Here is a 21,136-nt window from a genome sequence, read left to right on the forward strand (position 1 = left end):
TTCATTTCGGTGCGGGTCCGGCTGTCGACGGCGTGGTGCTGGTCGTTGCGGTCGCGGGCGGTATGTAGACGACGGGTGCGATCCTGAGTTCGACTCGTCCTCGGACGAGGTACCGCACTCCGGTGTAGCGGGCGCCCTGCGGGTTTTCGACGACGTCGGTGATGAGGTAGCGGGTGCCGCGCGGGAGGATCAGTTCGCGCTGGTCCGGGTACGCACTGCGCGGTCCCATCCAGAGGCCGGTGGCTGCGGGCGGTAGCTCGAGCTCCATGCGGATGGGGCCGTCGAAATGACCCGGTGGGGTGGCACCCAGGCTGGTGGACATGAAGCCGGACTCGATCTGGACGGTCCCGCGCAGCGAACGGGGGTCCCCGGTGCCCAATGGCGCGCCGCCGACGCGCAGAAACGAGATGTCCCGCATGCCGCGAACGACTTCCAGCGGGGCGGGCAGGTCACGGCCGACCGCTTGATCGAGCCACAGCGCGTGGGTGTTCAGGTTTTCGGCGGTGAGGGTGCCGCCGATCCACTCCGACACCGACCAATGCGTTTCCGCGTTGGCTCTGGCCAACTCGATTCGGCGGTCGGGGGCCGGGTCGCGGAGCATGTCGAGGACCGCCTGGTTTTCCTCGAACGTCAACGGTGCCCGTCGTCCCGCGGTGACATCGGCCAACACCGTGTGCAGCCCGTGTGCGGTGGGCGGACTGTTGGTCAGCCGGAACAGCGTGTCGTAGCGAACTCGGTCGTTGCTCAGATCGGCTACCCACTGGTGGATGTCACCGTTGCGCAGCGGGAAATTGATCCAAGAATTCACGGTATAGCGGTGGGCTTCGGCAAATGCGGGGGCCGGCAGGCTGTCTCGGATCGGGCCGAGGACGCTTTCGCCATAGTGCTCCCCGGCGTTGTTGGAGGCGAAGCGAACGACCTCGGGTGCGGCAGGGGACGTCGGGTCGGTGGCGCCGCCGGTGAGTGGTGCGGTCGAGTCGGTTGCCGTCGAGTGGATCGGGTGGTCGGTCGCCACGGTGGCCGGTGTGCCGTCTGGGCGGACGGCGACGTGGTAGTGGCCGCCGTTGGTGTCTTCGCGATAGAGGACGCCGACGGGTTGGTCCGGGAAGCCGTGGTGCAGCATCCTGATCTTCTCGTCCGGGTAGAGCACGACCAGGTTCAGCTGGAGAGCTCGTGCGGCGAGCGGGAGCAGGAAGTTGCCTGCCTCGTGTCGGTATTCGCCCTCGCCCAGCAGGCTTTCGAGTTGCCGGTGGTATTCGGCGGTGACGCGGCGGTCGTCGTTCCAGCGGCCCGGCTGCTCGGCGTCGAGCTGTCGGCGGAAGTCGGCAAGGTAGTGCTCACTGTTGAGGTTGAGTTCGATGGCGAGTCGGGCGCGTAGGTCGAGGTGTCCGTCGGGGCCGAGGCCCATGGTTTCGGACAGTGCATGGAACAGGCAGTCGCCGTCGCCGGGCATGGATTTCCAGCGACCTTCCGGCGGACGGATTCCGTCGACGTGCTCGGCCTGTCCTGCCCGGTCGAGTCCACCGCCGGTCTCTGCGGTCCGGGCTCTCGTGGATTCCGCTGCGAGCGGCGGAGTTTCGCCGGTGCTCCGGACAGTCGTGGATGCTGTGGGGTGCGAGGATGATTCGGCCGTCGTCCGGCCATTGACGCCCGCGAGCTCCGATGGCGTGCGGATCGACCCAGGAACGGCCGCAACGGGGGTGCCCGGTGCGGCGGCGGTGGGTTTTCCCGAACCGTGCAGGGCGTATGCCCCCGCGCCGCTGAGGGAGAGCGTGCCGAACTTCGGCAGATGCTCGAGATCGACCGCGAGGACTCCTGGCCCACGCCGCAGTCGGCTTTCGGTGGCCTGCCCGTCGGTGCGGTATTCGATACCGGGTGCCGGTTGGCGGAAGACCCGCGCACCGGTTACCGGGTCGGTCCCGTCATTGTGGTTCCAGGGATTCTCCAGAACCACCCGGACGGGCTGCCCGAGCCCATCGCGCTCGATGCCAACGACGGGATAGGCGTGGTTACCGACGAGGCCGGGGACCAGTGTCGTGTCCTCTTGCAAGTCCCCGAACGAACGCGTACCGAGCACCACCAAGTCGCCGCGGGCCAGTGCGTAGTCGATCTGTTCGGCGATCGCTCGCGGCAAGGCGGGGGAGCCGGTCAGCTTCCGCAGATGGTTCTCCGAGCCGAAGGCGGATTTCATGTAGTCGTCGAGCTTTGCCCGCTCGGTGCTCCATTCGGCCGGGAAACGGCTTGTGACGAATTCTCCGAATCCCTTGGGTGAAGCGAGATCTTCGTCTTTCAAGAAGTCGAGCCATATGGGTCGACCAGCGGCCTCGTCATAGCCGTGCTGTTTGACCAGGTCCGCGATTTTCTCGTTGCGCTTGGTTTCCAGCGCCTGTTCCCAGTCGGCGCGTGCGCCGAGCAGTTTGTGGACGAACTCGGGATCGCCACCGATCTGGGCGTGCAGCACCTCGGCGGAGAATCGCATCGGGTGCAGGAAGTCCGAGTCATCGATGCTGCGTACCGGCTGGCGCAGCCAACCGCCGTCCGGCCGATGAAAATCCTTGCCCAAGTGTTCGGCTGTGATACCCGCTACGCCACCGACAATGCCGTGATAGCCATTGATCCCGCCGAATCGCACCACGTACGCCTTCTCGATCAGCGCGGGCCACAGCGGCGCACCGGGGCGGTGGCCGGCGAAATAGCCTTCGTTGGTCGCCGGGTCGACGTAGATCTGCTTGGTGACACGCACCCATTCCGGTGCGCCGTCGACGAAGAAACGGACCCCGACGGTGCCGTCGCGGTAGTCGTGAATGATTTCTCGGATTGCCGACGGCCGGTTGGCGGCCAGGCTTTTCAGGTCGGCGAGCAGGTAGCAGTCGCCGAGCTTGCCTTGCGCTACATCCTCGGGCCGCGGCTGTCCGTCGGGTCTGAACAGTTCATCATGGTAACGGCTGACCGCCTTCGGCATCGGCAGCGTATCGGCCGGGGTTCTGACCCAATGCCCCTTGGCGTCCTTCGGGTATTTGATCCAGTGTGATGTGCCGGGGCCCGGGGTCACCACGATGGCAGCGCCGTTGGGCATGCGCACTACCTTTCCCGGATCGCTCGGGGAGATGAAGCGGAGTCCGCCGCCTTTGCCATTCCAGGACAGTGTCCCGGTCTTTCCGTCGGGGCTCTGGAAAGTGAAGTTGGTCAGGAGATCCGGGTGTAATGGCACCCACTGGTTGTTCGACTTGACGAGGAAGCGCTCATTGGGTGTACCGACGCCTATCAGCGCCGCATGAAAGGACGACGTGGGCTGCACCGTGATGGACGCGCCGGAATGATCGACAATGATGAGCCCGCTGTCGGGGACGTTGATGGGGACCGGGATCGGGCGCAGCAGCACCTTCTTGTCCTGGTCCGAAAGATTCATCAGCTGCTGGTGCACTGCTAGCGGCGCCGGCTCGAGCCCCTGCTCGGAAAACGACGAGCGGGTCGGCTGGGTTTGGCCGGGCATTTCGACTGCCAGCTGCTGCAGCAGGTCGGCGCCGTAAGTGTCCGGTCGCTCGAGTAGTCCGGACCGTGCGGGGCCGCCGAACAGGTGGCGTAATCCAGGATCGCCCGGTGTGTCCAGCAGTGATTCGACGCGTCCGGGTGATTCGTCGAATATGCCTGCTAGCACGTCATTTTCGGGGCCATCCAGCAGCCTGGAGCCGCCCGTGAGTGAGGAGGTGGAGTTGGCCTCGATCGCAGTGATCGAATGGTTGGGTGGCACGGTGGCCGGTGTGCCGTCGGGGTGGACGGCGACGTGGTAGTGACCGCCGTTGGTGTCTTCGCGAAAGAGGACGCCGACGGGTTGGTCGGGGAAGCCGTGGCGCAATGTGGTGACGCTGCCGTCTGGATGCAGCACCACCAGGTTGAGTTCGAGGACGCGTGCTGCGACGGGCAGCAGGAAATTGCCCGCCGCGGAACGGTATACGCCTTCGCCGAGCAGGCTTTCGACCTGCCGGTGGTATTCGGCGCTCACGCGCTGGTCGTCGTTCCACTGCCCGGGTTGTTCGGCGTCGAGCCGTTGGCGGAAGTCGGCGAGATAGTGTTCGCGGTTGAGCTCGAGTTCGCTGGCGAGTCGGGCGCGTAGGTCGAGATGCCCGTCAGGGCCGAGGCCCATGGTTTCGGAGAGTGCGTGGAATAGGCAATCGCCCTCGCCCGGCATGGATTTCCAGCGGCCCTCGGGTGGACGGATGTCGTTGATGTGCTCGCTGACTGTTTCAGGGCTCGTCTCGGTCACCCGCGCGGGTGCGGGTTCCGTTGGGTATGAGAGGTTTTCGGTGACGCGATCGGTGCGGGTCGTCGCCGGGTTGGTGGCGCCGCCCGCGAGATCCGGTGTCCCGGACGGTGCCGCGCCCGCGGTCGGCCCGCCGGCGGTAGGTGTGGCGGCTACCGATGGCGGTGGAACGGCGCGGGCGGCTGTCGGTGGTGTGTAGCCGACGGGTGGGATGGTGGGCTGGACTCGTCCCTTGAGGAGGTACTCCACTCCGTTATAGCGGTCGCCGGATGGGTTCTTGATGACATCGGTAATGAGGTAGCGGGTGCCGCGGGGCAGAATCAGCTCGCGCTCTTCGGGGTAGGCGCTGCGCGATCCCATCCAGAGGCCGGTGGATTCGTTCGGTAGTTCGAGCTCGAGGCGGATGGCGCCGTGGAAGCCGCTGGGTGGGGTGGCCCCCAGACTGGTCGACAGGTAGCCGCTCTCGATCTGGATGGTGCCCTTCAGCGAAAGTGGGTCGCCCGCACCGAGAATCCCGTCACCGACGCGCATGTATTTGGCGCTGGTCACGCCGCGCACGACCTCGACGGGTTCGGGCAGATTACGGCCGAGTGCTCGGTCGAGCGTATCCCGGTGTGCGGTCAGGTTTTCGGTGGTGGGTGGGTGACCGTCGAGCCACTGGGTCAGGTCCTCGTACTTTTCCGCGTTCTTCTTGGCCTGGTCTATGCGGCGGTCCGGGTTGCCGTCCGAAAGCATCACCTCGACGCTCCGGTTTTGGGCTTCGGTCAGCGGATTCCGCTTGCCGGCGTTCGCCTCCGCACGGATCTCGTACAGCCGAACAGCCGACGGCTCGTCGGTGAGACTCAACAGTGTGTGGTAGTGATTCCGATCGTCGGTCAGGTCTTTCACCCACTGGTGGATGTCACCGGTGCGCAGCGGATGATTGATCCACGAGTCGACCGTATAGCGATAAGCTTCGCCGAATTCCGTTGGCGACAAGCTGTCTCGGATCGGGCCGAGGGTGTTTTCGCCGTAGAACTGTCCGTCTTCGTTGGTTGCGAAGTGCAGGACCGCGGGTGCGTCCGGCGGCATGGTCGCGGCGTGCGCGGTGTCCGAATCAACGTGCTGGGAACCAGGATCAGGCGCCAGGAGAGAGGAATGGGTAGCGCCGCCGCCTGCGAGTCGGGCAGGGGAATCGGTAGCCGGTGTGTGGATCGGGTGATCGCGCGACACGGTCGCCGGTGTGCCGTCGGGATGTACGGCGACGTGGTAGTGCCCGCCATTGGTGTTTTCTCGATAGAGGACGCCGACGGGTTGGTCCGCGAAGCCCTCGTGCAACTTGCTGATACGACCATCGGGATGCAGCACGGTGAGATTGAGTCCGAGCACGCGCGCGGCGACGGGCAGCAGAAAATTCCCTGCCGCATAGCGGTATTCGCCCTCGGCGAGCAAGCTGGCGAGCTGTCGGTCGTATTCGTCCGCGACGTGCCGGTCATCCCACCGGCCGGGGCGCTCGGTTTCGAGGCGGGCGCGGAAGTCGTCGAGGTAGTGCTCGCGGTTCAGATTCAGTTCGATCGCGAGCCGCCCACGCAGATCCACGTGTCCTTCGGGGCCGAGGCCCATCACTTCCGACAGCGCGTGGAATAGGCAGTCACCTTCGCCCGGCATGGATTTCCACTGTCCATCGGGCGGTTGGATTCCGTTGAGCTGCTTCACATTGTCCGCGGCCCCACCCGCCAGGTCCGGTGCCGTTCGAGTCGATATGGGATCGGGCGTGTTGACCGGGATCACTCGGGCTTTGATGAGGGTTTCGACGCCGGGATGCTTGCTATTGCCCGCGACGTTTTCGACCGCGGTGATTTCGTACCGGGTGCCCCGAGGCAGGATCAACTCACGCTGGTCGGGGTATGCGCTCTTCGGCCCCATCCAGAGGGCATGTTCGCCTTTCGGGATGTCGATTTCCATCCGAATCTTGAACGGTTTGCCGTCGACGACCGTGAGGTTGTTGCCCAGGCTGGTCGACAGGTAGGCCGGATCCTGCTGAATGGTGTGCTCGAGCAGGCTGAGATCGGTGCGGTCACCGAGTTGGTTGCCGTCGTGAGCATTCAGGAAGCGCGCGTCGTGCAGGCCGCGGATGGTCCGCACCGCCTGCGGGAGAGGTTGTGCGACAGCAGAATCGAGCAAGGTGAGGCGCTGATCCACTGCGGCGCGGATATCGGATTCCCAATAATTGACGACTTCATCGATGGTGGGGGGCATCGGCCGGTTCGGCGGCCGCACATCGAAGTTCTGCCACATTCTGCCGAAGGTCGTGGCGTTGAACGCGATCTCCTGCAGACGGGCATCCGGCCGGGGATGCCGGAGTATCGGATCGATGAAGTACAGCTGGTCCGGGCGCGACTGAGCGAGCTCCACCAGCCGTTGGACAGTGGGCAGCTGTCCGCCGTTCAACCCCGCCAAATGCCCGTTGATATAGGAATCCCAGGCCAGCGTGTGCAAGAAAGTGTTGTCACTACGCAGAATGGCATTCGGGAAAGACACCTCGGTATATCTGCGTACCGCGTGGAACTGGTCGGGGGGCAACGCATCTCGGATCGGCCGACCGAGAGTCTGCTCGCCGTACCGCTCACCCTCGCCGTCGTCGGCGAAGGTGCGGTATCCGTGGTCGGGCGGCGCGGCGGTGCTGTGCTGCTCGGTGGCGTGGTGCGGTGCGGCCGGTTCCTTCGGCGTCGACGGCCGAGTGGCGGGCTCGGGGCGGGCAGGCTTGCCGGTAGTGGGGTCCTGCGTCATCGCGACCGGGATCGGTGTGCTGGTGTCTTGGAGTTCTCGTGGGAGTTTCGAAGCGCCGGGCCGGTCGGCGGGGGCGGTACTCGTTCGGGGGGTCGAGCCGTCGCCGATCAGGCTTGCCTTCGGGCGGGTGATCTGTTCGGACGGGGAGGGGGTGAGGGTGGTCGCGGTAGCCTTGGCCGGTGCCTTGACGTCTGTCGGATTCGGCCGCGCGTCTCCCGCATTGGTAGGCGTGGAATTGGCCTGGTTGGTGTCGGTCGGGACATTCGTCGGCAGCGAAGAGCCGGAGCCGGGCAAGACCGGGGCGACGGACGGGGCTGGACCTGGATCGAGTGTGCGGGGCAGTGTGAGTTCATTTGCCCCGTCTGGGGTGGATCGATCCATGCCGGTCGGTTCGGCTGCACTGGGCTCGCCTGTGAGGTGGGCGACCACTGTCTCGGGAGTGGCCGCGCTGAGGTTCGCCTCGGTGGCGGCGCGAGCCGGTGTCGGAGCGACGCCGGTCGATTCGGCCTTCATCGGGGTCGCGGGGTGTGCGTCGGCGCGCGTCTCAGCGGTGCCTGCGCGTTGCGGTGAGGCGCCGGACTTGTTGGTGGATTCCGAAGCGGCGGAGGGGGTACCGGTCCGCGGTGGGGTGCTGGACTTGGTCTCGGTCGCGCTGTTCGTCGGCCGGGTGTCGGGTGTCGTGGGTCGAGTATCAGCGTGCGTCGCGGTGTTGCCCCGGACCGGGTCGGCGTTGTTGGGAGTTGCCGCTGGCCCAGGGGACGAAGCGCCCTCGTGCCCTCCGCTGAGCGCGGTTTCGCCGGACGACCCGGCATTCAGATGTGTCGAGTCCAGGTGGGTGGTCGAACCGCCGGACCCGGCCGACGGCGTGGTCGACCCGGTCGGCGTGTGGGCGGCCGGGCCGGACTCGTTCGTGGTCGAGGTAGAGCCGTTCGACGTGGATTCATTGGATTGCGTTGTCGTCGTGCTTGTCTCGGAATGCTCCGAGCCGGTCGGGCTCGACGGTCTGGCGTCGCCGTTGATACTGCTCGGACGGCTCGAGCCCGGTGTATTCGTCCCACTGTCGGAACCGAGCACGCTGGTAGGCCGGGAACTGGAGCCGTCGGAACCGAGCAGGCTGGGCGGACGGGAATTGTTGCCGCCGGACCCGGCGGACGCATTAAGCGTGTTCTTGTAGTCGGTTGCGCCGGATACACCGCCGGACAGAGCGCCGCCGATCGCGCCGCCCAGCATTCGCGGATCGAACTCCCATTCGCCGGTGAGCAGTCCGCCCATCACGAATCCGCCACCGACACCGGCCAACCCGGCCGGGATGGCGGCGCCCAGCGCCCGCGCCACGGCGCCCTTCATGCTCGTCGCCGGACCGAACTTCTTGTTGAGCAGCAATCCCGCGCCGTGACCGACCGGAAACGCCACTGCCGCACCGGCCGCCGAGGTCGCGGCGGCGATGCCGACTTGCTTCCAGTCGATATTGTCCCGATGGCCGGCGCCGACCTGCCCGGCCTGAATGCCGAATTCCTGCGCGAAGCCGATGATGGTCTCCGCGACGATGGTGATGCCGAGCTTCTTGAGGAACGTCTGCGAGGTGAACTTCCCCGCGAACGACACGATCTTGGTCAGCAATTGCCGGGCGATGCTCCGGCAGACCACTTGCCCGGTGGCCTGGATCGCGGGCACGGCGGCTGAACCGAACAACGTGGAAAGCGCCCAGGCGATTTCGGCGGCGGTGATGGCCAGGGTGGTGATGATCTGCAGCTTCGAGTACTCGATCTGCGTGCCGCAGTTCTTCGCGTATTTGCCGAGGTCGGTGAGGCTCTTGGCCAGTGCTTCGATCGAGTGGTCACCGGCGAAGAAGGTGTCGAAGTCGGCCTTCATCACGTCGGCGCCGTCGCCGGTGTAGGACGCCAGGGTGGTGCTGGCGGCGCCGCGCAGATCCGGGATGATCGTGAGCAGTTCGGTGCCCGCGCGCTTCCAGTCCTCGGCCAGAGCGAACATCTGGTCTTCATCGCCCTGCGGCCATTCGGAGCCCGCCAGGAAGCTGAGCCACTCCAGCCACGGCGGCATCGTGATGGTCATCGGTGTGCCCGTGTCGTCTGCGTGGTCACCAGCTGTCGTCGGCTATCGCGGACCGACCGCGGCCGCGAGGGTGTGCGGTCTCGTTGAATTCCGGTGCCTGCGCGGCTATTTGACGCTCGATGGAGCCCGGCGCGGTGGTTGGTGCCTGCTGCGGCTGCGGCAGCAACTCGCGCAGTTCCGGCAGGCCGGGCACGATGTCGGACAGGCTCGGCAGCCGCGACCGTGTCTTTTGCAACGGTTCGAAAAGCTCCTCTGCCTTGGCTTTCACCTGCGTCGCGGCGGACCGCACCGCTTCGGTCATGGCCGAGGCGATTTCGTCGTAGCTGAGATCGGAGATGTCGTCGGCGAAGCGAGTCTCGATCAGCACGCCGTCGGCATTGACGGTCACCTGGATGCGCTTCTCGCACGCCGTGACGGTGGCGGTGAGCAGCGCCCGCTGCTGGTGCGCGGTGGCCAGCGACTGGATCTGGACCTGCACGGTGTCCAGCAGATCCGCCAGATCCGCCTTCGCCGTTTCGTTCGGCATAGGAAATCCCTTCTGCTGCGGAAAAATACGAGACACCATGGATGGGGCATTCCATTGATACCGCGAAAGTTGCCGAATGATCGGCTATCCGGCGACGCCGTGATCACCCGATGATGTTTCGATGATGCGCCGGTGAGCGGATGGGAGCCGAAGTCTCGCGCGTGCCACCTACTATTCATTCGGTCGAGCTTCCATGCCAAGTGAATCGGCAGCGGTACAGAGGATCTGGAGGATGAGTGGCGCACAAACCCGACTCGCCATGGCCCGAGCTGAAGCAACAGGTAGCGGACGGCTTCCTCAAGTTCGAAGACAAGGCCGCGATCGACTGCGCGAATGCCTGCACGGATTTGATCAGCCGTTTCAAGGGACTGCAGGGCCTGATCAAGTCCAATAACTTGACCACACTGACCGGCTTCGGCAACTTCGCCTCCGGATCCGCACTGGCCAGCAAGTTCGGCACCAAAGCTTCAGAACTCAACGGCCGGTTGGACGCCCACATCAATGTCCTCACCACCATGGCCGAAACATTTCGGGACGCGGGAAAGAAATACGTTGGTACCGACAATGATTCGGCAACCAGAATTGCGGCGCTCGACGCGCTGAACATGTCGCCGGGCGCCAAAGCGCCGTCAACCGACAACAAGAAGTCGACAGACCCGCTGTCGAGCACCAAGTCCTCTCCGCCTGCGTTTCTCGGGGACAACTCATCCAGCGGGAGCGGTACGGACAAGTCCAACCCCATCGAACCCGAGGCCGCGGACAGTAAGGATTTCGAGGACTACCGGTCGTTCGGGGCCGCGATCAACGCCCAGCCTGCCGCGGATGCCGCCTCGGTCTGGCAATGGATGGCCGTCGAGGTCGATACCGCGGTGACCGCCCTACAGAGCAAACTGACGAAGGTAACAGCGTCCAGTTGGCAAGGGCAGGGTGCGGAGGCGGCCACCAAAGCGGTGGAAAAGTATCGCTCGTCGGTGCTGGCGCTGAGCAAGAACGTGAACACGGTCGGGGAGAACCTCGGGTACACCGCGCAGTGGTTGAGCACAACGAAGCCATGGATGCCAGGCCCCAATGAAGTTTGCAGCAATAGCCGTCTCGACGAGGTACGCCGAAAGTTCAAGGAGCACTACGTCACCGGGTTGAAAAACACCGACGCGGCGTTCCCGATGCTTGCCGACCCGTACAGCACGGTCACCGGCATCAAGGGCGACGGTAAAAACGAAAACAAAGACGGCACAAATGAAGACAACAAAGACGGCAACAAGGACGGAAATAAGGACGGCAACAAGACCGGGGACTACAAGGACGGGTACAAGCAGGGCTTCGAGGACGCCAAGAACGGCAAGACCGGACCCACCGGCAGCTACGCCGACGGCTACAAACAAGGCTTCGAAGACGCCAAGAACGGGAAGAAGTACGACCCGACCAACGGCGGCAAGGAGGGCGGTACCGGTTCTGGATCCGGTTCCGGCTCGGGATCCGGCGACAAGAAAGGCGGCGGCTCCGGTTCGGAAAGCGGTGACAAGAAAGGCGGTGGGTCCGGCTCGGAAAGCGGTGACAAGAAGGGCGGCGGTTCCGGCTCGCAGGGCGGCGGTCCCGGACCCGGCGGCGGATCGGGCGAATCCAAGAAGCAAGGCGCGGGCCCTGGCCCCGGCCCGGCCGTACCGCCCAAGCCGAACCCGGAGCAAGGGGGTTCGAAGAAGTCGCCCAAGCCCACCGAACCAAGTGTGCCGAAGGTTCCCGGCGAGCAGCCGCGCGCGGGCGACCCGGCGCACACAACTCCGGGCCTACCTAACATGCCCGGTAACGAGTTGCTGAGCACGCTGCTCAACGCGGCGAAAGACGCGACGCAGCTGGTGAATCCGCTGCTGCAAGCCGCAGCGGCCCAGATGCAGGCAGCGGGCCTGCCCGACCCCAACGCACTCGGTGGTGGCCCCGGCCCCGGACCAGATACCCCCGGGGCCCCTAAAGGGACCGATCCGTCCTCGAAACTCTTTCCGCGAGCGTCGATTCCGGCTGGCACCGGGCAGGCCCTCGGGCCGAACATCCCGTTCGGCCCCGGCATGCCGCCCGGCGGCCCCCCGGGTACTCCCGGCGCGGCGGGCGCCGGACAGGGCCAACAGGGTCAGCAGGGCCACAAGCGCGCCAAATTCCTCGATTCACCCTTGCATTTCGAGGAAGACCTCGGCATGCCCGTCGCCGCGGTTCGACCGGTGATCGACCAATGACCGCGACATGGAGCTTCACCGACTTGGAGTTCAAGGTGTTGTGGGAGCGGCACACCGACGCGCCGCTGCCCGAACCGTTCGTCTATAAGTGCCGCATCGAGTACGACTCCGACTACGAGCGGGCGAAGTACCAGACCTGGGAGCGGTTGCGCGCCACCATGGACCGCTCGTTCGACGGTGTGTTGGACACGGTGGCGCGCCCGGACGTCGTGGTGACGGCGTTCGGCTGGTGTGACGACGAGATGGAGAATCCGGCGAAACGGCTCTGGGTGCACGCCGCCCGCGCGGGCGCGCAGGCATACGTCCTGACTCAGCTTCCCGGCGAGACCATCCAGCACAGCGGCGGTTTCACGGTGACCGAGTGTGAGCCACGTGATCTGGCCACCGCGGTGGTGGCCACCCTGCCCGCAGTCGCGGCCGGTCGGCTCCCGTCCGTGGCCATCGTGACCGAGGAGGCGAAGCCCGAGCAACTGTTCGGGCTCGGTAGACCGTTGATCGCCGATGACGGGGAGGAAACCGCCGGAGCCCGCAGTCTGCGGTTTCTCAGCGCGCAGGCCACCACCACCGGCGTGATCTCGATCCGGCAGGGTTATTCGAAGTTCGGCCCGCGTGGCGTCCTCGAACAGTTGCTGCTGTGGCGGGATCTGACCGACGACGGTCGCTACGTGATCCCGCTCGACGGCGCGCCGGTCGCGGTGGGTATCGGTGCCAAGCGTCTGGCGAGGTTGGTCGATGACTCGATCGACGTCGTGGTCGACCGGCTGGAGACCCACTGGGAGACCGGGGACGCCCTGCCCCAAGGCGGATTCCGGCACGCCGGGGCGGCATGGTGAACAGCAAAGCGGAAGGTCCCGCCGGGCCGAGGGGAGGGCTCGCCGCAGCGCCGCCGGACATCGCGTTCGCCTTCGATGCCGACGAGGGCCTGTGGAACGATCGTGCGGAGCCTCCGGTGGATGAGCCTGTCGATACCGCGGCACGGTCGGCGGAGCTGATTCAGCGGATCGTGCGGGAATTCACCGCCGTCGCTCCGCCGGGTTGGCAGCAGCTCGATGCGCTGTTCACGCTGTCGGTGGGCGGCGGGATCGTGGTCGCCTATTTCACGGACGTCCAGGGCAATGCGGTTGCGGTCGAGCCGTCGGCCGAGGCGGTCGAGCTGGCGCACCAGCAGCGCAGGCTGTCCGCTCAGTCGGCGGACGGGCCGTGGTGGCGAATGCTGGTGCGTGCGAGGCCGTCCGATGCCTGGCAGGTCGAGTACGACCATGGCGAAGAACCGTTTCCGGAGGACCAGCTTTTCGAGCCGGAGGCGTATCGGGCAGACCTGCTGGCGTTTCCGCGGCAGCGGCTCCCGGTGTGGTTGGCCGCCTATATCGGCCACGGGGGTGCACAACGGCGTGATCCGGGCCGGGCGGCGCAGGGGGATGCTCGAAAAGCTTTGCCTGCCAGTGGCTTACCGGGCCTGCCCGGGCTGTGGGCGCGATGGGCACTGATCGCGGCGGCGCATGTCGCGACGGGATCGGAGTGGGGACCACGAATCCTGCCTGCGCTCGGGTGGTTCGAGGGAAACAGCGGCGGCGGCAGCACTCTGGTGCTGCTGCCCGGTGGACGCGCCGTCCTGTCGGGCGGGACCTGGGACGCACCCGCGCTCGAAGCCGCTTACAACGGCGGCGCCCAATTGCCCGACCTCTATGCGGGAGCACCGGATTGGCTTGCCGATCCGGTGCTGAATCAGCGGGCGGCGAAGGGCTTGCTGTCGTTCTGCTACTGGTGGGACGGCGCGGGTTGGTGGCACGGTGCCTCGCCCGACATCGCCGAGATCGCCCCTGCGGTGCCCGAGGTGTGGACGTCGGCAGCCGTGGTGGACGTGGTCACCGCGGTCCTGTCGGAGCGGTCGACGACAGCGTGCGGGCGCGACATTGCCGAACTGCTGGTGGCCGCCGAGGCGGGGACGGCCACCCGCACCGCCTTTGCGGAACTGCTCGGCAATGATCCGCACGGTGCGCTCGACGACGGCTATTACCAGCTGTTGCTGGCCGGTGTCGGGAAGTAGCCGGTCGTCAGCCTTCGAGCAGCAGCGTCACCGGACCGTCGTTGACCAGGGCGATATGCATGTGCGCGCCGAACTTGCCGGTGGCCACGGTGGCGCCGAGGTCGCGCATGGCGGCGGTGAAGACGTCCACCAGAGGTTCGGCGACAGCACCAGGGGCGGCGGCCGACCAGGACGGGCGCCTGCCCTTGGCGGTGTCGGCGTAGAGGGTGAACTGACTGACCACCAGGACCGGGGCGTCGAGGTCGGCGGCCGAGCGTTCGCCGTCCAGGATGCGCAGCCGCCATACCTTGTCCGCGAGCGCCCGCGCCATCGCCTCGGTGTCCCCATGTGTCACGCCGACCAAGGCGAGCAGACCGTGCGGTGCGCCGTGCGCCGCAGGGTCGATACGGCCGACGATCTCGTCGCCGACCGTCACCTTGGCCGAGGTCACTCGCTGTAGCAGGATGCGCACAGCGGTCGATCATGCCGTGCCGGGTGCCGACCCCGCCGCGCGGTCCGGCCGAACGCCGAGGCGATGATCGTTCATTGATCCCGGAGTGATCGATCCGAACCCCGAATTACATTCGGCGACACCGAGAGTTCACTACGGTGCGGTGTCGTGGGGGTCCTGGCGGCGGGCGAACGGTGGATCGAATGGGGCTGTACCTCCCCGAGGAACTGCGCTGGCTCGGCTGGGTAGCGGGCTCGACCTGGCCGGATGGCGACGAGACCAGGATGTGGGAGATCGCCGCCGCGTGGCAGCACGCGGCGACCGAACTGAGATCGCTGCTGCCGGAGATCGACGGCGCGAAGAACGCGACCATGGCGGCTTACCCGGCCGGTGCGGGCCGGGCGGCGATGGGCGCGAAGTTCGATGAATTGCGCACCGGTGACCAATCTTTGGAAACGCTGGCCGGGCTGTTCGAGACGATCTCGAACTCCACCTTCGACACCGGCACCGAGTTGGAAGCCACCAAGCTCACCATCATCGTGTCACTGGTGTGGCTGGCGCTGGAAATCCTGTGGGCGTGGGTGTTTCCGCCGACCGCGCCCGCCGCCGAAGCCGCGGCCATCACGACCACCCGATCCTTCCTCCGAGTGCTGGAAGACCGGTTGGCCGCCCAAATCCAAAACCTGGCAAAGCGGCTGGGGGCCGCCACCGAAAAACGCTACTTCTTCAAGTCGGTGGCACAGCAGCGCAGGTTCGTGCTGCCTACCGCCAAGGGCTGGGGTGTCTACGGCGTCAAGTTCCTCGAATCCGGGCTCACCTCGATGGCATTGGACGCGAGCGTGCAGCTCGGACAGATGGCCGCTGGCCATCGCCGGAACTTCGACGGTCGGCAGTTCGGGATCTCGGCACTCGCCTCGCTCGCCGGCACGCTGCCGTCGCGGGAGTTCGCGCGGTATCTGGGTTTCGGGCTGGACAAGGCGTTCGGGAAGCAGATCGCGGGGGTGTGGGGCGGGTCCACTATGCGTGGTGCGTTCATCGGGGCGTCTGCGGGCGTGGTGAGTTCGGTGATGGGCAACGTGGCTGTCGGTGCGGCCACCGGATCGTGGTCGTCGTTCTCGTCGCCCGCGGGTTGGGTCGGCGGTATGGCCAGAGGTGGGTTGGTCGGCGGTGCGCGGGGCGGGTTTTCGATGAACACGGTGTCGAAGACCGATATCCGGCGGTTCGCGTGGGCGGACAAACCGACGAAGGCGGCGGCGCCGCTGGCCACGAGACCCGTTGCTGCGATCGATAATTCGCGGGCGGGTGACGGATCCGCATCGGTGCCGCCCGGTGCCGGGGTACACACCGCGGCGGCTGGTGACGGGCATTCGTCGGTGGGCTCGCGCAGCTCCGACAGTCGGAGCTTTGTGACGGCGCGGGAAACGGATTCGGCATCGCATGTATCGCCGCGTGCTTCGGATTCGCATGGGTCGGCCCGTAATTCGGATTCCGGTTCGTACGTGTCGACGCGCGATTCCGACGGTTCGTTCGTCACGGCGCGGACCGGGTCAGGCGGGGAGGAAGCCCAGCCGGGGACTCGTGGCAGTGGCGGCACCGAGCCGCCGACCTCCTGGTCTTCCTCGGTGGACGGCGGGTGGAATCCGACCGCCCCGGGCAGTCACGGGTCCACGAGCGCACCAGCTGCCAACGCGGGCGGCGCGACACCGCAGCAAGCTGGGCCAAGCCCAGTTGCGCAGGCGCCGAGTAACGCGAGCCAGCAACCGAATTCAGCGGTTTCGCGGCCGAGCGGGCCACTGGAGCAGCCTGCCGCTCGTCCGACGCCCCAGACCCCGAGCGGTGCATCGGCAGCTGGCGTGGGATCGAATACGCCGGTACCGCACGCCGGTTCACGTCCCCCATCGTCGGGCGGTGACGGTTCACCGCAGCACGGCGGTCGAGACGAAAGCTCGAAGCCATTCCTCGCTCCGGGAAAAGATTTGAAGTCGAAGACCCGGCCCAAGCTGATCGTCGATTGGGGGCCGATGCCTGCGGGGTTCGAGGCACCGACCGCGCCCGCCGCACCGGACTGGCTGCCGCCCGAGCCCGAACCCGAACCCGAACCCACCGAGCAGACCCCGGATGTCGATGTGGCGTTGCGGCTGAACGCGGACAGCCGCTGAGCGGCACCAACCAGGAAGGAGCGGTGATGGCGGAAGAAGTGGCGGTCGATCCCGAGCAGCTACGGAAGGCGGCGAAACAGGCGGCGCTGATTCAAGAGCGGATCGATGGAGCGTTGCAGAAGTTGCAGGCATCATTGGCCGCGGCAGGCCCTGCTTGGGGCAACGACAGCTTCGGCGACAAGTTCGCCGACGGCGAGAAGGGCTACCTCGCCGCACGCGACAACCTGACCAAGGGCACCGAAAACATGGCGAAGACCTTCGGCGACGTGGCGAGCGGACAGGAGCAAGCGGCAGATCATCTGGCCGGCCAGGAAGCGGACAGCAGCACCGGCTTCGGGCGGCGTCGAGCACCTCGGACCAAAGTGTGAGCGCAGGGCCGGGAACGGGCATCGACAGGGACAAGCCGGAGGCTGCGATGACAAATGAACGGCTGAAGGCCGACGCGGCGATGATGATGGACGCCCTGCAGCAGCAGTTGACCGGCATCGCCGCGATACAGCAACAACGCATGCAGCTGACCGGCACAGCGTCGGTGTGCGACAAGCGGATACAGGTGACCGTGAACGCGAACGGCATTCTGATCGACACTCGATTTGCCGACGATATCGGCGATCTGACCTTCGAGGAGATCGCCACCGCCATGACCGAGGCCGTCCAGGCCGCCGCCGCCGATGTCGAACGGCAGGGACATGATCTCCTGCAGCCACTGCGTGCACACAAGGCCCGGCTGCCCAAGCTGTCCGACCTGGTAGAAGGCGCCCCGGATCTCGACGCGCACGCACCACGCACGCCACCCGCTGCTGCGCCGTCCCCCGATGGCCCTGTTCGCCCACGTTCGGTTGTGGCCGACCAAGATTGGTGACGTCAGGACATCGTAAATTCCGGCTCCGGACAGTGGTCGCCGGAGCCCCCGCATGCCATTGTCGGATCTCGGTCGATGAATGGAAGGGATGGCATGGCGGGCAGGGTCGAGGTGACGCCGGGGCAGTTGCGCCGTGTCGCAGGCGACATGGGGGAGTTGCGCAGGCGAGTGCACCGCATTCTCGACGACCTGGAGTCCGCGTTGGCCGAACGGGGTGCGGCCTGGGGTGGTGACGGCTACGGCAGTACCTTCGCCGACGGCGACGCCGGATACCTTGCAGCGCACCAGAATCTGAAGACCGGCATGCAGAACGTCGCCAGCACGCTCGGCTCGTACGCAGCCGGGCAGTACAGGTCGGCGGACCTGCTCGAGCGGCAGGACATCGCGTCGGGCAAGCGCCTCCGCGGTTAGCGGGACGAGTTGTCGATCAGCATTCCCGGCGAGCTGGAATGGCTCGGCTGGGTCGCCGGTTCGGACTGGCCGGACGGCGACGAAGACAAAATGTGGGAGATCGCCGAAGCCTGGCGGACAGCGAGCGCCCAACTGCGCGACTTGCTACCGGACTTGGCGGCCGCATCGAACGCGACAGTCGCCGCCTACCCGTGGGGAGCGGGCGTCGACGCCGTGCGGACGGCGCTGAAGAAGCTCGAACACGGCGACGCCTCCATCGAACGCCTGGCCGAAATCCTCACTCAGGTAGCGGATTCGGCGGACGCGCTGGGTACCGAGATCGAGTACACCAAGATCCTGGTCATCACCTCGATCGCGATGCTCGCGGTCGAGATCGCCGCGGCCTGGCTGTTCCCGCCGACCGCACCGCTGGTCGAGGCGGCGGCGATCGGACTCACCAGAGTCGCGGTCCGGCTGCTCGGTGAGCGAGCGGTGAGCGCGATCGCGAGGTACGCCGCCGAACTCGGCATCGCCGCGGTCGCCCGATTCACCGCCAAGAATGTTGTGCTCAGCACGGCACTTGGGGTGAGCCAGGACTTCGCCATCCAGGCCGGACAGGTCGCCGCGGGGCACCGCAAGGACATCGACTGGAACCGGATCGCCACAACCGCCTACACCGCGGCGGCAGCCGGTGCGATCGGCGGGCCCGCGGGCGGGTTGTTCGCCAAAGCCGCGGCGAAGGTGCCATTGCCCGCGGGAGCGTGGTCCGGTGCCGCCAGGGGCGCGGTGGTCGGCATGAGCGCGGGCATGGTGGGCGCGCTGGGCGCGTGGGGCGTCGGCGGTCTCGCCAATGGTTGGACGTGGGATCCCCGCCTGCTCACCAGCGGCGCGGCGATGGGCGGACTGACCGGCGGAAGCAAGGGATTTCGGCACGGCATGTCCATTCGACACCCGGTGAGTGCGCGATTCCCGGTACCGGAGCCGGGGCGGTTCGCTGCGCCGGGCAGCGGTGACGGTAGTGCGCCGGTAGGGCAGCACAGCGCGGAGCGGCAAGACGGTGCCGAAGGCCGCGCACAGAGCGGGGAATCTCGGCACGTCGCCACAGAACGCACCGCCGGTGTCGGTGAGCCGCCGCGGTCGGTGGTCCCGGAGCCCACCGCCGGTGAACTTCGGCCGGTGGTGGCGGAGCCCACCGCCGAGACCGGTGGGCCACGGTCGATGGTGGCGGAGCCGCGACCGGGTTCGCCGAAGCCCGCAGCGGGTGATTTCGGGGCCCGGTTCGATGAGGTGCAGCGCAACGCCATGGCCGGACTGGATGCCATCGAGACACGAACAAACGAACGGCTCGACACGGCTTCCCGCCGACTGCACGAACAGGCCGACGCCTTCGAAAGGGAACTCGGCCTGACGCCGGAAACGCCGAAAAATGTTACGGCGGAACCGAAGCCGACGGCGCAGACCGCCGAGTCCGGGCCGAAGCCCGAACAGCGGATGGATCGTTCAGCACCGCGACGGGAGACAGCGCAGGCCGCGGACCTGGGCCAGTCGTATACGGAGACGCCGCCGGACAGTCACCGACGAATCCCGAGCCAGGCAAGCGGTGCGGGACTGCCGGAGCAGACACCCGATCAGTCGGTGCGGTCGGAGATCGCGGCACCGGCGGGCGGGGCGCCTTCCGAGGGCACGCCGCCCGACCGCCCGACGGCACCGGACGCCACGTCGCAAATCCCCTACACACCGCGCTATTTCGGGCTTCCACCTATCCCGGAGTACCAGGCTGCGGCAGCACCCGCCGACACCGTCTGGCAACCGCCCCTCGCCACCGAACCGGCACCTCGGCCGCAGCCAGAACCCGAGTCCGGGCCGAAACCCGAATGCGAGCCGACAACCGGACGGAGACCATATGACGAACGACCGCCCGAAGGCCGAATTGGCCACCGTGTTAGCGGAATTCGAGCAGCAGATGGACACGATCAGCCGAATTCGGCAGCAGCGAAGCCGAATCAGTGGCCGGGCGACGGTTCGCGGTAAGCGGGTGACGGTGCTGGTCGATGTCGAAGGTGTGGTGCTGGAGACGAAGTTCGGTGCCAATGTGGCGGATCTCGACTACCGAGAGCTCGCCAAGGCGGTTACGGAGGCGGCGCGCCTCGCGGCTGCCGACGCGGCCCGTCAGGCCCGAGTCTTGATGGCGCCCTTACTTGCTCAACGTGCGCGGATGCCGCGGCTGCACGAGTTTGTCGACGGTATGCCAGACCTGACCGATCAGCTGCCCGAACATCCGCTGTGGTCGGCCGGAATTGCCGAGGAAGGTGTATTCGACTGCGGCGCGGCCGCGTTCGCCGAGGTCGACGACCAGGCACGGTCCGGGGTGACCGACACCGGCTGGTGACCCCTGGGGGGCGCTGTGTGGTAACTGCGGCGGCACTGTCCGTTCATGTTCGGGCCACGAACACGTCGCCAACGGCTGTCAGTGTCGATAGGCACGGGTGTGCAGGTGCGGAGTGACCGCTAGAGCACAGAGGAGCGAAGCGATGGCGCCGAACGTCGAGAACAGTCCGGATCTCTTGCGCAAGGCAGCACAGAACAAGACCGCACATGTGCGTGATCGCCTCAACAGTGTGCTGTCCACGTTGGAGATCTCGCTGGCGGGGCGGGGCAGGCCGTGGGGTGACGACAAGATCGGCCACCGGTTCTACAACGGCGAGAACGGCTATGGCACCGGACGTGAGCACGCGACCAAGAACGTACAGAACGCGGCGACCAGCTTCGACAACTTCGAAAAGGGGCAGGTCAAGTCGGCGGGCATGCTGAAGACGATGGATACCGGCAACGCCGCGGGCTACCGGTGATCCGGGACCGGACGAGGGCATGACAAACGAATACGCGAAGACCGAACTCGCCTCGGTGTGGGAGGAAGTGCAGCAGCAGTTCCGCTCGATCGCCCGGCTCCAGCAGGAGCGGGCCCAGCTCACCGCGAGTGCGACGGTGCGTAAGCGGGTGACGGTGACGGTGAACGCCGACGGCACCATCATCGACACGAAGTTCGGTCCACGTATCGAGGAGTTGAACTTCACCGAGATCGCCGAGGCGGTGACGGCGGCGGCGCAGCAGGCGTGCGCCGAGGTTGCCCGCAAGACCCAGGAGCTGATGGCGCCGCTGCACGAGCGGCGCGCGCGATTGCCGCGGGTGTCGGACCTGATCGAGGGCATGCCGGATTTCTCCGCCCAGCAGCCGGTCGAGCCCGAGGTGTCGCTCGCGCCGCCGGGATCGGCGGAACGCCAGGACGCTGCCGACAAGGACAGCGCCGCTCGGGAATTCAGCAATGTGGAGGCATACACCCCGGATCTCGGCCGCGGAGTCACCCAATCCAGCTGGTGATCGAGGGTAACCACTG

At 66.6% G+C, this 21,136-nt stretch carries 14 protein-coding genes; 11 read left to right on the forward strand and 3 right to left on the reverse strand.

Going from position 1 to position 21,136, the window contains the following annotated elements; genetic code table 11:
* Position 1: 1 nt before the first annotated feature.
* The gene (locus KV110_RS04790) at positions 2–9,103 is read right to left on the reverse strand and encodes an ADP-ribosyltransferase (RefSeq protein WP_218473779.1); all 9,102 of its coding nucleotides are present in this window, start codon (positions 9,101–9,103) and stop codon (positions 2–4) included.
* Between the two features lie 25 nt (positions 9,104–9,128).
* A complete protein-coding gene (locus tag KV110_RS04795) occupies positions 9,129–9,629 on the reverse strand; it encodes a YbaB/EbfC family nucleoid-associated protein (RefSeq protein ID WP_218473781.1) in 501 nt (166 codons plus the stop codon).
* Positions 9,630–9,865: 236 nt separating this feature from the next.
* Between KV110_RS04795 and KV110_RS04800 the strand changes: the two genes are divergently transcribed.
* Genes KV110_RS04800 through KV110_RS04810 form a run of 3 tightly spaced genes read left to right on the forward strand, consistent with a single transcriptional unit; the run spans position 9,866 to position 13,901 of the window.
* Positions 9,866–11,854, forward strand: coding sequence for a WXG100 family type VII secretion target (locus KV110_RS04800; protein WP_218473783.1), 1,989 nt, complete (start codon positions 9,866–9,868; stop codon positions 11,852–11,854).
* Complete coding sequence (locus KV110_RS04805) at positions 11,851–12,687, forward strand: ESX secretion-associated protein EspG (protein ID WP_218473785.1); 837 nt, start codon at positions 11,851–11,853, stop codon at positions 12,685–12,687. Before KV110_RS04800 ends, KV110_RS04805 begins: the two co-directional genes overlap by 4 nt.
* On the forward strand, positions 12,681–13,901 hold the full coding sequence (locus tag KV110_RS04810) for a hypothetical protein (RefSeq protein WP_218473787.1): 1,221 nt from the start codon (positions 12,681–12,683) through the stop codon (positions 13,899–13,901). The genes KV110_RS04805 and KV110_RS04810 overlap by 7 nt, the downstream gene beginning before the upstream one ends.
* Positions 13,902–13,908: 7 nt before the next feature.
* Here KV110_RS04810 and dtd read toward each other — a convergent pair whose 3' ends face one another.
* Positions 13,909–14,352, reverse strand: a complete 444-nt coding sequence (gene dtd, locus KV110_RS04815; RefSeq protein WP_218473789.1) for a D-aminoacyl-tRNA deacylase — start codon at positions 14,350–14,352, stop codon at positions 13,909–13,911.
* Between the two features lie 182 nt (positions 14,353–14,534).
* Between dtd and KV110_RS04820 the strand changes: the two genes are divergently transcribed.
* The 8 genes from KV110_RS04820 (at position 14,535) to KV110_RS04855 (ending at position 21,120) form a co-directional block, all read left to right on the forward strand.
* Entirely contained in the window at positions 14,535–16,490 is a 1,956-nt protein-coding gene (locus KV110_RS04820; RefSeq protein WP_218473791.1) for a WXG100-like domain-containing protein, read from the forward strand.
* A 26-nt stretch (positions 16,491–16,516) separates the two neighbouring features.
* A complete protein-coding gene (locus KV110_RS04825) occupies positions 16,517–16,858 on the forward strand; it encodes a WXG100 family type VII secretion target (protein WP_218473793.1) in 342 nt (113 codons plus the stop codon).
* A 47-nt stretch (positions 16,859–16,905) separates the two neighbouring features.
* A complete protein-coding gene (locus KV110_RS04830; protein ID WP_218473795.1) occupies positions 16,906–17,352 on the forward strand; it encodes a YbaB/EbfC family nucleoid-associated protein in 447 nt (148 codons plus the stop codon).
* A 75-nt stretch (positions 17,353–17,427) separates the two neighbouring features.
* Positions 17,428–17,763, forward strand: a complete 336-nt coding sequence (locus tag KV110_RS04835; RefSeq protein ID WP_218473797.1) for a WXG100 family type VII secretion target — start codon at positions 17,428–17,430, stop codon at positions 17,761–17,763.
* Positions 17,764–17,772: 9 nt separating this feature from the next.
* Positions 17,773–19,773, forward strand: a complete 2,001-nt coding sequence (locus KV110_RS04840; RefSeq protein ID WP_218473798.1) for a WXG100-like domain-containing protein — start codon at positions 17,773–17,775, stop codon at positions 19,771–19,773.
* Between the two features lie 4 nt (positions 19,774–19,777).
* The gene (locus KV110_RS04845; RefSeq protein ID WP_246634349.1) at positions 19,778–20,131 is read left to right on the forward strand and encodes a YbaB/EbfC family DNA-binding protein; all 354 of its coding nucleotides are present in this window, start codon (positions 19,778–19,780) and stop codon (positions 20,129–20,131) included.
* A gap of 142 nt (positions 20,132–20,273) precedes the next feature.
* Positions 20,274–20,591: a hypothetical protein gene (locus tag KV110_RS04850; protein WP_218473800.1), complete on the forward strand. Its 318-nt coding sequence runs from the start codon at positions 20,274–20,276 to the stop codon at positions 20,589–20,591.
* A gap of 19 nt (positions 20,592–20,610) precedes the next feature.
* A complete protein-coding gene (locus KV110_RS04855) occupies positions 20,611–21,120 on the forward strand; it encodes a YbaB/EbfC family nucleoid-associated protein (RefSeq protein WP_218473802.1) in 510 nt (169 codons plus the stop codon).
* The last annotated feature ends 16 nt before the right edge of the window (positions 21,121–21,136 follow it).

It is taken from the genome of Nocardia iowensis, from assembly GCF_019222765.1.
Classification (GTDB): domain Bacteria; phylum Actinomycetota; class Actinomycetes; order Mycobacteriales; family Mycobacteriaceae; genus Nocardia; species Nocardia iowensis.

Coding starts and splice junctions, on each gene's coding strand:
- KV110_RS04790 (WP_218473779.1), bottom strand. CDS start 9,103: ATGACCATCACGATGCCGCCGTGGCTGGAGTGGCTCAGCTTCCTGGCG.
- KV110_RS04795 (WP_218473781.1), bottom strand. CDS start 9,629: ATGCCGAACGAAACGGCGAAGGCGGATCTGGCGGATCTGCTGGACACC.
- KV110_RS04805 (WP_218473785.1), top strand. CDS start 11,851: ATGACCGCGACATGGAGCTTCACCGACTTGGAGTTCAAGGTGTTGTGG.
- KV110_RS04810 (WP_218473787.1), top strand. CDS start 12,681: ATGGTGAACAGCAAAGCGGAAGGTCCCGCCGGGCCGAGGGGAGGGCTC.
- KV110_RS04820 (WP_218473791.1), top strand. CDS start 14,535: ATGGGGCTGTACCTCCCCGAGGAACTGCGCTGGCTCGGCTGGGTAGCG.
- KV110_RS04825 (WP_218473793.1), top strand. CDS start 16,517: ATGGCGGAAGAAGTGGCGGTCGATCCCGAGCAGCTACGGAAGGCGGCG.
- KV110_RS04830 (WP_218473795.1), top strand. CDS start 16,906: ATGACAAATGAACGGCTGAAGGCCGACGCGGCGATGATGATGGACGCC.
- KV110_RS04835 (WP_218473797.1), top strand. CDS start 17,428: ATGAATGGAAGGGATGGCATGGCGGGCAGGGTCGAGGTGACGCCGGGG.
- KV110_RS04850 (WP_218473800.1), top strand. CDS start 20,274: ATGGCGCCGAACGTCGAGAACAGTCCGGATCTCTTGCGCAAGGCAGCA.
- KV110_RS04855 (WP_218473802.1), top strand. CDS start 20,611: ATGACAAACGAATACGCGAAGACCGAACTCGCCTCGGTGTGGGAGGAA.